Source organism: Sphingobacterium sp. SGL-16 (assembly GCF_011043515.1).
In the GTDB taxonomy this organism is placed as follows: domain Bacteria; phylum Bacteroidota; class Bacteroidia; order Sphingobacteriales; family Sphingobacteriaceae; genus Sphingobacterium; species Sphingobacterium litopenaei.
In genome coordinates this window covers 1-12,234 of record NZ_JAAKGQ010000071.1, presented here as the reverse complement: position 1 = coordinate 12,234, position 12,234 = coordinate 1, and the positions used below count along the sequence as shown (strand labels likewise).

The window sequence follows — 12,234 nt, the reverse complement described above, 5'->3', positions numbered from 1 at the left end:
GCTTGCGTTTAAAGGATTTATAAAGATCTATCTTACTAACTAATTTTAATAGAATTATTTTCTAGACGTATTCGATTATTATTCCTAAGCGGGTAAGGATTGTCGCAGAGGAAATATATCGAGATAAAAGTATTTTGAAGTATAATTACCTCTAAAGTAGTTCGAACAAATAAACAAGTCCGAGTAACAAAATCATTTGGACTTAATGGTCTTATTCTTCTGTATAAAAATCTATGAGGCTACCTACAAACTCGCTATCCCAACCTTCAATGATATCTTCATATGCTTCATCTGGTATGTTCGTATGATTCACTTCAAATGAAGTTCCCTTTTTATGTTCGTGTAATTTGATAGTCACAATAGATTGTTCCTCTTCACCAAAAAACCATTCCTGCACGATCTTTTTATCAGGCTCTAATTCTAAAAATTTACCAGTGATGCTTCCATCCCAAAGGGAAAATTCACCGCCAACTCTAGGATCTATTTCCACAATATCCCCTGTCCAAAGACGTATTGTTATTTCCGTTGTCAGCGCTTTATAGATCTCCTCTGGTGTAGCTGGAATAATGTAATATTTCTTAAAATTCTTCATGTTCTTCAAAGATAATGCAATTGAATAGTATTTCAGTTTTTAGTTATGAATTTTTACTTTTGACTATGAGTAATATCCTTCCGAACGATTTATTGACGCTTTTAAAAGGCGATCCTTCTTTTGATTATGAAGCATTCAGTGCTGTGCACGATAAAGAGGAAAAAACAACTTCTATACGTTTAAACCCTTCTAAAAGTTTTGATGTATCCACTTATGACATCGATCGTGAAATTCCTTGGTGTCAGCATGCATATTATTTAAAGGAACGTCCTGTGTTTACCTTAGATCCTTTGTTTCATAGTGGATGTTATTATTCACAAGAAGCAAGTTCCATGTTTTTGGATTATGTGATTCGCAAATTAAAACTAAATTCTTCTCCAATAAAAGCGTTGGATATGTGTGCTGCGCCAGGGGGGAAATCAACTTTAGTTAATTCAACTTTGCATAGCGAGAGTTTGTTAGTGGCAAACGAGATTATCAAATCACGTGTAAATATACTTACCTCCAATTTGGTAAAATGGGGTAATTCGAATGTAGTCGTGACAAATAATGATCCATCTGCTTTTGGTCGTTTGCCAGGCTATTTTGACCTAATGGTAGTGGATGCCCCGTGCTCTGGTTCGGGGATGTTTCATAAGGATCATTCTGCTATTGATGAATGGTCACTAGCCAATGTAAAATTGTGTAGCGAACGTCAACAGCGTATCTTGAGTCAAAGTCTCTCGGCTTTAAAGACTGGAGGGTATCTGATATATTCAACATGTTCTTATTCGAACGAAGAAAATGAGGAAATAGTAGATTGGCTAATCAGCGAGTTTGTGATGGAATCCGTTCATATAGGAGTGGATGACAGCTGGGGAATTACAGTGACAGAATCGAAGGAGCATAAAGCTTCTGGATATAGATTTTATCCGCATTTATTAAAAGGTGAAGGATTCTTTTGTGCTGTTTTGAAGAAAAAGGCGGAACAGGGCACCTTTTCCATGAAAAAGGTAAAAAAGGAGAAAAATGTAGCTCCTCAACATTTTGCGAAAAATTGGGTAAATGCTGAAGGGCATTATTCTTTTCTTCACAACAACTTCTTGCATATTTTTCCGCAACGCTATGAACAGGACTTACAAGCTTTGCAAAGTGTGCTTTACCTGAAAAATGCAGGTACTGAATTAGGTGAATTAAAAGGTAAGGATCTTATTCCTAGTCATGATCTAGCCTTGAGTAATTTGGTTCGTAGGGATTTACCAGCTATTGAATTAGATTTAGAAGAAGCACAAAATTACTTGCGCAAGGAACAATTATCTGTTGGTATCAATCCTGAAAATTTAAAAGGGTGGATTGTGGTTAGATATAAAGGAATCAATTTGGGCTGGATCAAAGCGATGCCAAGCCGCATTAATAACTATTATCCAAAAGAAATCCGTATTTGGAATTTATAATTGTTGCTGATGTTCAACAATGATTTGACCGATATCTTTTGCGACCTCTTGTTTCGACTTGAGGTCGTAATTTTTTATGCCTGAATGAGGAGAAAGTACCGTGATTTTGTTTGTATCTGTACCAAATCCTGCTCCTTTATCTTGCATAGAGTTTAATACAATAAAATCAGCATTCTTTCGTCTTAATTTATCTTGGGCGTGAGCAAGTTCATTATTGGTTTCTAAAGCAAATCCAACTAATGTCTGCTGTATTGATTTTCGTTGACCTAAAGTTCCTAAGATATCTGTGGTTTTCTTTAGCTCAATGGTGAAATCCTCTGCTTTCTTCTTGATTTTCTCGACTGCGGTTTCTTTGGGAGTATAATCTGCTACGGCAGCACTCATGACAATAATGTCGGAACTATCGAATCGAGTATCACATGCGTCAAACATTTCTTGTGCAGAGCGCACAGCAATTGTTGTAATGGCTTCAGACGCTTTCAAATGTGTTGGACCACTTACTAAGGTTACTTGTGCTCCCAATCGCTGTAATTCCTCGGCAATTGCATAGCCCATCTTACCAGAAGAATGATTGCCTATAAAACGTACAGGGTCGATAGCCTCATAGGTAGGTCCCGCTGTTACAAGAGCCATTTTTCCTGCCAAAGGTTTAGCTGTATTCAAATGATTTTGCAAGAATGTAACAATTTCCTCGGGTTCCGCAAGACGTCCTTCTCCAACCAATCCACTTGCTAATTCGCCATTTCCTGGAGGAATAATGATATTTCCGAAGCTTGCTAATAGGGAAAGATTATTTTGTGTTGCAGGGTGCTTCCACATATCCAAATCCATTGCTGGAGCAAAATATGCTGGACATTTAGCCGAAAGGTAAGTAGCTGTCAACAAATTATCACAAAAGCCATTGGCCATCTTAGCCAAGGTATTCGCAGAAGCAGGTGCAATAAGTATCAAATCCGCGTTTAAGCCCAGATGAACATGATTATTCCATTCTCCAGTTTTAGGATCATAATAGTCTACTAAAACAGGTTTTTTGGATAATGTTGATAAGGTGAGGGGAGTAATAAATTGAGTTGCTTCAGGAGTCATGATGACTTGTACAGAAGCTTCTTCTTTAATGAGCAGGCGTATTAAAGAAGCTATTTTGTATGCGGCAATACTGCCGCATACACCTAGCACAATATTTTTGCCTTTTAATGAAGACATTTGCTTCTCTTGCTATTATTCTTGTTCTTTAGAAGGATTTCTAAAGTAAATTTTGTCTTTCAAAAATTCGTCGATAGCGACCAATGTAGGTTTTGGCAAACGCTCATAATGCTTAGAAATCTCGATTTGCTCACGGTTTTCGAACACTTCTTCTAAGTTGTCGTTGTTGCTGGCAAATTCAGCTAATTTCGAATTTAGCTCTTCTTTTATTTCTACACCAATTTGGTTTGCTCTTTTGCTAATAATTACGATTGATTCGTAAAGATTGTCAGTAGCTTTGTCCAATTCTCTCAAATCACGTGTTACAGTAGAATTTGGGATGGCGTTGTTTTTTGCTTGACTCATATTAACTAAATATTATTTTTAATTTGTTGTTACTTCAATGAAGAATCTGCGCTACCTTCTTCTTTTTTAGTTTCAGTAATGCCCAGTTCTTTGTTTCTTTCTTCCACTTCCTTATTATATTGATTCATAAGGCGAATGGCAGATACAATTTTTTTGTCTGCAGATTTTTTTAAATCATCTGCCTCTGACTTGAATTTGCTGTTCGGAAAATGTTCAACAAAACTATTATAATAATCTATAGCATTGTTAAAACGTTCTTCCTGACGATAAACACGACTGTTATCCGCGAATAAATATTGAGACTTTAACATTAAAAACTCAATTTCTTCTGCAAATCTCGTGTCTGGATACTGTCTCAATACATTTTCAAGTGCGATAACAGCAGCACGGTAATCATCCGCAAGCCCCATGTTATAATAGAGCTTCGCATTATCGAATGCTTTTTTCTCTAATTTTTCACGAAGATCTTGAATCAATTCTCCTGCTTTTTCCGCTCTTTCGGATTCAGGATAATAATTCACAAATAACTGTAATTCATCAATTGCTTTACGAGTGTTCTCTTGATCCAGTGTAGAGCGAGGAGATTCGATGTAATAGCAATAAGCAGCCATATATCTACATTCTTCAGCTCTTTCGCTGTTAGGGTAGGTATTGGCAAAGTTTTTAAAGTGAAAACGAGCAGAAGTATAGTCTTTTAATTTGTAGTTCGCGTTTGCAATAAGGTAAAATAAATCCTCCGCTTCGGCTCTACCACGATATTTTCCTGCTAGGTCATCAAATAAAATCAGTGCTTTAGAATATTTTCCTTTCTCATAAAGCTTCACGGCTTCTTGATATTTCATTGTAATATTGTTGCTGGTGCGAAGCTTTTCAAACTTACTTTTACAGCCTACAAAAAACAATGTAGCCAAGCATAAAGCTAAAATAACAGGTGTACGTCTATTCAAAAACATTTTACAAAGATACGTCAATTAACAATAATATTCAATTAAATTTTAAACCGCAATTTAGTTGATTTTTAGTTACTAATATATTTTTATAAAAGGCTTTAACAAACTTTAACCATTCTCTGGAATGTCATTGTTTTGCTAATAATATTTGGTAGATTTCAGATGGGAATAAAAATCATTATATTTACGGATTATTAAGTAACACAAGAATGAGCTTACGCGAAAGAGTAGAACAAGCATTAGATACAATTCGTCCATATTTGGAAACTGATGGGGGGAATGTAAGTATTGAAGAGATTACAGAGGATAAAGTCGTGAAGTTGAAATTATTGGGTGCTTGTGCTAGTTGTTCTATGAGCATCATGACTTTCAAGGCTGGTTTAGAGCAAGCAATCAAAAAAGCTGTTCCCGAAATTGTATCTGTAGAGGCAATAAATATTACGGATATGAATGATCCAAATGCTACATTGCCGGGTCAAGCATTGTAACAAAAATGTTGTTTTCTGATTAACACATTTTAACAGCGCTGAATAACCATAAATTTTATTTTTGTTAAAATGTTTTATAAATCAACTAAATATCTGTTTTTAAGTATTGGACTTCTGTTCCTTACGATGGCTAGCGTGTCTGCGCAGAGCAAAAAAATTCTGCAATTTAGTGGATTGATTACCTCAACAGGATCCGATTTACCTGTCGGATTTGTCACCATTAAAAATACAACCTTCAATAATCAAACTTTCATGTCAAATAATGAAGGGTATTTTTCATTTGTTGCGCACGTAGGAGATGTTATCGAATTTACAAGTGTCGGCTTTGATCCTGTAACCATTACTATTCCTGAAGTAGAAGGTGATAAATATACGGCATCGGTAAAGATGCGTGCATTGATTATAGAACTTCCGGCAGTTACACCATTTCCTTGGGCAAGTTATGAAGATTATTTAGCCGAGTTTATGGGATTAGGAACCGGAGAAGATCCTATCGCAAGTGCAAGACGTAACTTGAGCCCTGACGCTCTTGCGGCTCTTGCCAGCGTAGTACCGCGTAATGCGGAGGAAATTCAGACTTACAATTCTTTGCAACGTCACCAGTACATGCAAAATAAGAATATAAATCAACGCATGAACAATCCATTCTTGAATCCGTTTAATTGGTATCAATTTATCAATTCCATCAAAAAAGGTGATTATAGTCGCGAAAAACTTAAATACTAATTTTATTCCTCGCTTTTTAGTACAGTAATTTTTCCAATCTCTCTTACGCTTAGTTTGGATGAAAAGTAAGAGACGATGATCGAAAGAATCGATATTGTCAAGAAGACTAATATAAAGTCTTGCATACGCATATCGACAGGATAGACATCAATAAAGCTTCCATTAACATTATTCGTACGTATAAATCCGTAAATGTCTTGTAAATAGCAGAAAATGTAGCCTATAGCGATACCAATGCTGCTACCAATCAAAGCAATCATAATTCCTTCATAAAAGAAAATCTTTTCAATCGTCGATTTGTTAGCGCCAATATGCTGTAGGATTTTCATATCTTCTTTTTTGTCAATCACCAGCATCGTAAGGGAGCCAATAATGTTAAATATGGCGATAATACCGATGAAAGTGAGGATAAAGAAGACGATCCACTTTTCTGATTTGATGGTTTTGTATAAAGTCGGATTTTGTTGTTCTCTATTTTTTACTTGAAAATCTGAGCCTAGTTTCTTTTGGATTTCCTTTTGCAATGAAGAAGATTCAAGAGGGTTATTTAAAAATAATTCGACAGCCGAAATAGCTTTATCTTCTCCTAAAATATCTCTTGCAAAATCCAACGGGAGAATAACTAGATTTTGAAATTCTGGCTCGAAAGTAAGAATCCCGTTGACAGAAAGTTGTCTAATATTAAAATCTTCTAAAGGATTAAGATTGTTGACAGAGGATCCTTTACGAGGGAAGTACAAGTCAATCACATTATTAAATTCCGAAATGGGAACTTGTAAATTTGTTTGAATTTGGGGACCAATCAACGCATAATTAGAAGAGTCAGCTTGAATCTCAAATTTCCCTATGTGTAGAATGTGCTCTTTAGACTGTTTTTCAAGGCTTTGTTGGGTTATACCCTTCATCTGTCCTACAATCTGTTTTCCATCGTGTTGGATAAGAACTTTATCCTCTAGTGTCTCCGAATAATTTTTAACATCAGTATTTTTTCCTAATTCCAAGAAAGTTTGGTTTTGAGAAGGGTCAAAAGTTTTTCCTTTTGCTGCCTCAATTCGTAGGTCGGGCGAAAAAGTGCTATTCATTGATAAAATGAATTTTTCCATGCCATTATAGAATGAAAGCACAATAACTAGCGCGGCAGTACTAACAAAAATTCCTACAATGCTGATTAAAGAGATGATGTTTATGGCATTAACGGATTTCTTCGAAAAAAGATATCGCAATGCAAAAAATAATGGAACACTTATTTTTTTCATCCTCTAATAAATGGGTTTGTTTGTTTTTCAAAACCAATTGTGGTAGTTGAACCATGGCCGGGGAATACTTCTGTATCCTCTGGCAAGGTATAGATGCGTGTGGAAATGCTTTTTAAAAGAGTTTGATGGTCTCCTCCAGGCAAATCAGATCGTCCAATACTGTTGCGGAATAAGACATCTCCTCCAATTAGGGATTTTATCTCTTCCAAATAAAAACAAAGATGGCCAGGAGAATGTCCTGGTGCCAAAATAGATTCTATATGATGATCACCAAAAGATATTGTCTCTTTGTCCTCCAGGAAAGATTCAGGAATAGGAGACGTTTCATAACGAAATCCCATCTGTGGCGCATAGTTTTCTACTGAAACCAATACGGGCACTTCTGCTTCATGAAAGTTTGGCACTATACCCCAGTTATCGAAAACGAAACGATTTCCCAAAACATGATCAATATGGCAATGCGTATTAAGCAATAGAACAGGAGTCAAATTGCCTTTGTCGAGGTGCTCTTTGAAATAATTTTGTTCTTGAACAGTATGCATCCCAGGATCCACGATGATACAATGATTGTTTGAATCATCAATAATTAAATACGTGTTCTCTTGGTAAGGATTAAATGTAAATGTTTCAATAGTCAACATGATTCAAATTTAATTATTTCCATGTTAGGGTACTAATTAAATGTTGAATGTCTGTTTTCAAAAAGTCTAAAACAGGTTGAATGGAATCTAAATTTGGTTTTTCATTAAAGTATAGGGCACCTCTTACGTAGTGATTCTTATTGTCAGTGACATAAAACTGTACATTCGAAGCGGTATTGCCCTCAATATTATACATCAATCCTGATACATAATGCTCTGGATGAGAAATTTTCTGTTGATCTATAGCTGTTGCTTTAGGGGTATGCTTAAATACAAACGCTCTAGCATCCTCAGTGAGCTGCTCTAATGTAGAATGTTGGGTTATTGCGTAATAACTAAGATGCAATTGCGCGTTGAATTTATTAAATAGCACATTTTTCCAACAAGGATTAGCGTTTGTCGAAAGATCTGGTTGTACTTCGCTGTATGCTGGTATCTCAAAAAGATAAGGACATCCTGAAGTATTGGCTGTCAAAAAGGTTTTCTCTGGAAATTCAATGCGATGATAAGCTCTTGGTTTGGGGCTATAATCTTCATTATTACAGCCAACGCTGCTTATTATACAAAGTACGAAGAAAACTAATCGTAGCATATTTTAAAAATTGCTTTGCCAGATTTCCCAATTTTTTTCAGCTTGCAACACAAGCATTTCATAGCCATTTTTGATTGTTGCTCTTCTTTCCTTTCCTTTTTTTAGAAATAAAGTTTCTTCTGGATTGTAAATAAGATCGTACAAAAGATGTTTTTCTGTGATTCCTTCATAAGGAATATTTGGGCATGAATCAATATTAGGAAAAGTGCCTACTGGAGAACAATTAATGATAAGCGAATATTTCGCTAGTAGTTCTTTAGTCAGGTCTTCATAAGTTAGATCACCTGTTCCACTATTGCGGCTTACAATTTTATAAGAAATATTTAATTTTTCTAAAGTATAAAATACGGCTTTTGCCGCACCTCCATTACCTAAGACTAATGCTTTAGTGTGATGAGGATTTAACAAAGGTTCTAAGGATTTTTCAAAACCATATGCATCGGTATTATAACCTTTGAGAATTGTTTTGCCTTCTTGATGTTTTATCGTGATGCAATTTACCGCCTTCATTTGAGCCGCCTCTTCCGATAATTCATTTAGATAGGGAATGACCGCTTGTTTGTGGGGAATTGTTACATTAAAACCTCTGAAATGTGAATTTTGATTATATAAAGTTGGAAACTGATCTATTTGCTCTATTGGATACAAATCATAATGAATGTCATGAATATTTTCTTTGTCGAATTTAGCTAAATAGTAATTTTTTGAAAATGAATGTCCCAATGGATATCCAATCAAGCCTAATTTAATCATTTTTCTCCGTATACTTTTTTATAATTTCTAAAATTATTTGATTTCCTTGTAATTGAGGAAGATATTCAAATAATATATGATGTTTTTCAGGACCAAAAGCTAAGGCTAATTCAAGAAAATTTAACGCTTCATTGTATTGACCATTCGCAAATAAGTATGCTACTAATCTGTAGTACAATTCGGGAGCGTCTGTATTAACTTTAATTGCTTCGGATATGGTTTCAATCGCTTCATCAATTTTATTTTGTTCAAAATAGATAGATGAAAAATCTAGCCAAGCTTCTATATCAGTTGGATTTAATTCTACCACCTTATTGTATGCTAATTCAGACTCTTCTATTTGACCTAATTTATAACGTGCGTCGGCAATTGCAAACCAGTAGTCTGGATTTTCGTCGTCCAACTCTAGAGCTTTTTTATAGAAATGTAAGGATTCAAAATAGCGTTCCTCAAAATCCAATGTTACACCAATTCCAAACCATGCATCGGCCATATCAGTATCAAGCTTAACGGCTTTTTTATAATAATCTCGTGCCGTATCCATTAATTCGAGCTTCTCATAGCATTCGCCTATGGCGCAATAAGTGTCAGCATTGGGTGGTTCATATTCGAAAGTTTGCTTATATATTTCAATAGCTTCTGTATAACGATCAAGATTTACTAAAGCATTACCTTTATTAAAATATGCTGAAGAAAAGCCGTCGTTGATTAGAATAGCGTAATCATATGCATCAATTGCTTCTTCATATCTGCTTAATTTGTGGTATGCATTACCTACATAATACCAGCAATGATAGGAGTAAGGGTCTTCATCTATTAGACTTGTGAAAAACTTCAAAGAATCTTCATTCGCGTCTAATACATCAAAACAAAAATTAATCTCTAAGAGCGCATCTGGATTATCAGGATTAATTTTAAGGGTCTTTTTCAAAAAGATAATTGCTTTCTTAAAATCCCCTTGCAATTGATAAATGGTTGCCAATTGATGATAAATCTCGGCTTTATTTTCAGCGTTTTCCAATGCTTGATTAAGAAGCTCTTCCGATTTATCGAGAACGCCTTGCGAAGCGTAAATAGAAGCCTTTACTAATAGAATATCGGAATCAGATGGCTCTAATGATTCGGCTTTCTGTATCGCCTCCATTGCTAAGGAAAATTGACGCATGCTAGAAAGAATTTGTGCTTTCTTTGCATAGAATCCTGCTTCGTAAGGGTGTTGACTTGTTGCGAAATCAATAACCTGCAAAGCTTTTACTGATTCATTTTTATCTGAGTAAAAATCGATAATACTTTCAAAAGTGCTAGCATCAAAAAAATATTGATCTTCATTTCGAATCATCTCTTCGAAACGATTGACAAATTTTTTTTGCTCTTCTGATGATCCAAAGTCAAATTCCTCTTCCATATCCATTCCAATTTAGTGAAAAATACGCTTTTTAAATTATTTGATCTCAAATTATTTTCCACATATCCACATATGTATTGAGTGGTAAACCTTTAAAAGGTTTAAATCAAAAAAGCCGCCACAAATTTGTGACGGCTTCTGTATGTTGAAATAATTATATATTATAATTATTTTTTGATTTCAACACGACGATTTTGAACACGACCTTCTTCAGTAGCGTTAGAAGCAATAGGATTAGCTTCACCGTAACCGTTAGCATTGATGCTTGATGCAGCAACACCAGCGTTCACTAAGTATTGTTTTACTGCATTAGCACGGTCTTTAGATAAGTTTAAGTTATACTCTTCAGTACCTTCTGCAGAAGCGTAACCATCTAAAGTAACTGTACCGTTTGAATCACGTAATTCTTTAGCTAATTTATCTAAAGTAGAGTATGATTCAGTTTTCAATACTGAGCTATCGAATTCGAAACCGATAGGAGCGTAGTATCCACCTACTACTGCGTCATTTTTAGGCTCTGGGAATTTGATTGGACATCCTGAACCATCAACTACTGTACCAGCAGGAGTGTTAGGACATTTATCAAATTTATCAGATACACCGTCACCATCAGAATCTTTACCTAATTGATCAACAGTACCTTCTAATGTAGAAACACGTTGTTTTAAAGCTTCAACTTCATTACGTAATGAAGGATCTTTTAACTCATCGTATAATGTTGCAACTGGGTTAGCAAATGTTAAGTTTTCTTTATCACGAGAACCTAAAGTGAATTCTAAACCACCGTAAAGGTTAGAGAATTTTTGTTTTCCTGTTGAATAATCTGAAGGTCCGTATAAGTAGTTATCATCAGTAAAGTTCATTGTATAACCTAAGTTCAATGCTACAACTTCTGATAATTTGAATTTAACACCAAGACCAACTGGTACATAAGCTGTTAATTTATAGTCTCTGTCACCTGTTGGTACACGATCACCAAAAATTTCTTCGCCCCAATTACCTTTGTTATCAAAAGTCGATCCAGTGAAATCATTATTAGAATACATTACTGGATTATTTGCTAACACACCTAAACCTACTTTAGCGTAGAAATTAACTGCATTTTCTCTTCTTAAGAAATCAATAGTACCTAATTGAAATACACCATTTAAGCTAGCAGCCCAGTTAACATCAGTTTTAACTGATTTTGAACCAGCAGCTAACCAATCAGTAGTTTCAACAATACCGTTACCATTATTGCCTGAAACATCATGGTTATAAGTTTTGATTGAACCACGGTTACCTTCCAATTCTAAACCGAATAAGTGTGAGAATTGTTTACGGATAGTCAAGCCATAGTATTCACCTACTTTATTTTGGAAAAGACCAACTTTTTGACCATAAGCATTAGAACCACCAATGATTGCATTTGGAGTAGTAATACCACCTTGTAAACCGATTGACCAAGTTCTGTATTGTGAGCGTCCACCGAATACAGTAGGAGTTTGTGCTTGAGCTACATCAGCGTAACCTAAAGCGGCTACTAAAGAAGCGGCAACAGCTGTTTTTTTAATTGTAGAATAGTTCATACTCTTTTTGTTTAAGGTTATAAAAATTTTTAATTGTTTCTATATTTAACATAACTTAACAATAATGATGCCAAAAAATATGAGCGGCATTTACTGTTTTATAATTGACTAATGTAACTAATTTTGCCGTAAAAGTAAATAAATGCTAATAATCTAACAAATCTTATCATCAAAAAGTTACACGTAATTCAATAAACAAAAAGCGATGTCATTGACATCGCTTTTTGTTTATGTGCGCCCGGCATGTGCGTGAACTCTAGGGTGTAAGTCCCGAACGTGCCC

The 12,234-nt window shown here is 35.1% G+C and carries 13 protein-coding genes; 3 read left to right on the top strand and 10 right to left on the bottom strand.

Translation table 11 applies throughout. The annotated features are described in order from the left end of the window. Positions 1–211: 211 nt before the first annotated feature. Complete coding sequence (locus tag G5B32_RS15935) at positions 212–592, bottom strand: SRPBCC domain-containing protein (RefSeq protein ID WP_165292488.1); 381 nt, start codon at positions 590–592, stop codon at positions 212–214. 65 nt (positions 593–657) lie between these two features. On the opposite strand from G5B32_RS15935, the gene G5B32_RS15930 reads away from it, so the two are divergent. Next, complete coding sequence (locus G5B32_RS15930) at positions 658–2,025, top strand: methyltransferase RsmF C-terminal domain-like protein (RefSeq protein ID WP_165292487.1); 1,368 nt, start codon at positions 658–660, stop codon at positions 2,023–2,025. On the opposite strand, the gene coaBC is transcribed toward G5B32_RS15930, so the two are convergent. Genes coaBC through G5B32_RS15915 form a run of 3 tightly spaced genes read right to left on the bottom strand, consistent with a single transcriptional unit; the run spans position 2,020 to position 4,526 of the window. Then, a complete protein-coding gene (coaBC, locus tag G5B32_RS15925) occupies positions 2,020–3,228 on the bottom strand; it encodes a bifunctional phosphopantothenoylcysteine decarboxylase/phosphopantothenate--cysteine ligase CoaBC (RefSeq protein ID WP_165292486.1) in 1,209 nt (402 codons plus the stop codon). The two genes, G5B32_RS15930 and coaBC, sit on opposite strands and share 6 nt — an antisense overlap. A gap of 15 nt (positions 3,229–3,243) precedes the next feature. Continuing rightward, positions 3,244–3,573 carry a DNA-directed RNA polymerase subunit omega gene (locus G5B32_RS15920; protein ID WP_165292485.1) on the bottom strand — a complete coding sequence of 110 codons (330 nt, stop codon included), beginning with the start codon at positions 3,571–3,573 and terminating at the stop codon, positions 3,244–3,246. Between the two features lie 29 nt (positions 3,574–3,602). Next, positions 3,603–4,526, bottom strand: coding sequence for an outer membrane protein assembly factor BamD (locus G5B32_RS15915; protein ID WP_165292484.1), 924 nt, complete (start codon positions 4,524–4,526; stop codon positions 3,603–3,605). A 206-nt stretch (positions 4,527–4,732) separates the two neighbouring features. Between G5B32_RS15915 and G5B32_RS15910 the strand changes: the two genes are divergently transcribed. After that, a complete protein-coding gene (locus G5B32_RS15910; RefSeq protein WP_165292483.1) occupies positions 4,733–5,011 on the top strand; it encodes a NifU family protein in 279 nt (92 codons plus the stop codon). Positions 5,012–5,137: 126 nt separating this feature from the next. After that, positions 5,138–5,737 (top strand): hypothetical protein, encoded by a 600-nt coding sequence (locus G5B32_RS15905; RefSeq protein ID WP_240899080.1) that lies wholly within the window; start codon positions 5,138–5,140, stop codon positions 5,735–5,737. A gap of 2 nt (positions 5,738–5,739) precedes the next feature. On the opposite strand, the gene G5B32_RS15900 is transcribed toward G5B32_RS15905, so the two are convergent. The 6 genes from G5B32_RS15900 to G5B32_RS15875 form a co-directional block, all read right to left on the bottom strand. Further along, entirely contained in the window at positions 5,740–6,993 is a 1,254-nt protein-coding gene (locus G5B32_RS15900) for an ABC transporter permease (RefSeq protein WP_206366935.1), read from the bottom strand. After that, positions 6,990–7,634, bottom strand: a complete 645-nt coding sequence (locus tag G5B32_RS15895) for an MBL fold metallo-hydrolase (RefSeq protein ID WP_165292481.1) — start codon at positions 7,632–7,634, stop codon at positions 6,990–6,992. Before G5B32_RS15895 ends, G5B32_RS15900 begins: the two co-directional genes overlap by 4 nt. Positions 7,635–7,647: 13 nt before the next feature. Then, on the bottom strand, positions 7,648–8,226 hold the full coding sequence (locus G5B32_RS15890; RefSeq protein ID WP_165292480.1) for a gliding motility lipoprotein GldD: 579 nt from the start codon (positions 8,224–8,226) through the stop codon (positions 7,648–7,650). Between the two features lie 3 nt (positions 8,227–8,229). Further along, on the bottom strand, positions 8,230–8,979 hold the full coding sequence (locus tag G5B32_RS15885; protein WP_165292479.1) for a shikimate dehydrogenase family protein: 750 nt from the start codon (positions 8,977–8,979) through the stop codon (positions 8,230–8,232). Further along, complete coding sequence (locus G5B32_RS15880; protein ID WP_165292489.1) at positions 8,972–10,384, bottom strand: tetratricopeptide repeat protein; 1,413 nt, start codon at positions 10,382–10,384, stop codon at positions 8,972–8,974. The genes G5B32_RS15885 and G5B32_RS15880 overlap by 8 nt, the downstream gene beginning before the upstream one ends. A gap of 167 nt (positions 10,385–10,551) precedes the next feature. After that, on the bottom strand, positions 10,552–11,952 hold the full coding sequence (locus tag G5B32_RS15875; protein WP_165292478.1) for an OmpA family protein: 1,401 nt from the start codon (positions 11,950–11,952) through the stop codon (positions 10,552–10,554). Positions 11,953–12,234 lie beyond the last annotated feature (282 nt).

What these genes read in the sequence shown, in the direction of transcription:
- G5B32_RS15875 (WP_165292478.1), bottom strand. Translation starts at nt 11,952, where the DNA reads ATGAACTATTCTACAATTAAAAAAACAGCTGTTGCCGCTTCTTTAGTA.
- coaBC (WP_165292486.1), bottom strand. Translation starts at nt 3,228, where the DNA reads ATGTCTTCATTAAAAGGCAAAAATATTGTGCTAGGTGTATGCGGCAGT.
- G5B32_RS15890 (WP_165292480.1), bottom strand. Translation starts at nt 8,226, where the DNA reads ATGCTACGATTAGTTTTCTTCGTACTTTGTATAATAAGCAGCGTTGGC.
- G5B32_RS15935 (WP_165292488.1), bottom strand. Translation starts at nt 592, where the DNA reads ATGAAGAATTTTAAGAAATATTACATTATTCCAGCTACACCAGAGGAG.
- G5B32_RS15885 (WP_165292479.1), bottom strand. Translation starts at nt 8,979, where the DNA reads ATGATTAAATTAGGCTTGATTGGATATCCATTGGGACATTCATTTTCA.
- G5B32_RS15895 (WP_165292481.1), bottom strand. Translation starts at nt 7,634, where the DNA reads ATGTTGACTATTGAAACATTTACATTTAATCCTTACCAAGAGAACACG.
- G5B32_RS15900 (WP_206366935.1), bottom strand. Translation starts at nt 6,993, where the DNA reads ATGAAAAAAATAAGTGTTCCATTATTTTTTGCATTGCGATATCTTTTT.
- G5B32_RS15915 (WP_165292484.1), bottom strand. Translation starts at nt 4,526, where the DNA reads ATGTTTTTGAATAGACGTACACCTGTTATTTTAGCTTTATGCTTGGCT.
- G5B32_RS15910 (WP_165292483.1), top strand. Translation starts at nt 4,733, where the DNA reads ATGAGCTTACGCGAAAGAGTAGAACAAGCATTAGATACAATTCGTCCA.
- G5B32_RS15920 (WP_165292485.1), bottom strand. Translation starts at nt 3,573, where the DNA reads ATGAGTCAAGCAAAAAACAACGCCATCCCAAATTCTACTGTAACACGT.
- G5B32_RS15930 (WP_165292487.1), top strand. Translation starts at nt 658, where the DNA reads ATGAGTAATATCCTTCCGAACGATTTATTGACGCTTTTAAAAGGCGAT.
- G5B32_RS15880 (WP_165292489.1), bottom strand. Translation starts at nt 10,384, where the DNA reads ATGGAAGAGGAATTTGACTTTGGATCATCAGAAGAGCAAAAAAAATTT.
- G5B32_RS15905 (WP_240899080.1), top strand. Translation starts at nt 5,138, where the DNA reads ATGGCTAGCGTGTCTGCGCAGAGCAAAAAAATTCTGCAATTTAGTGGA.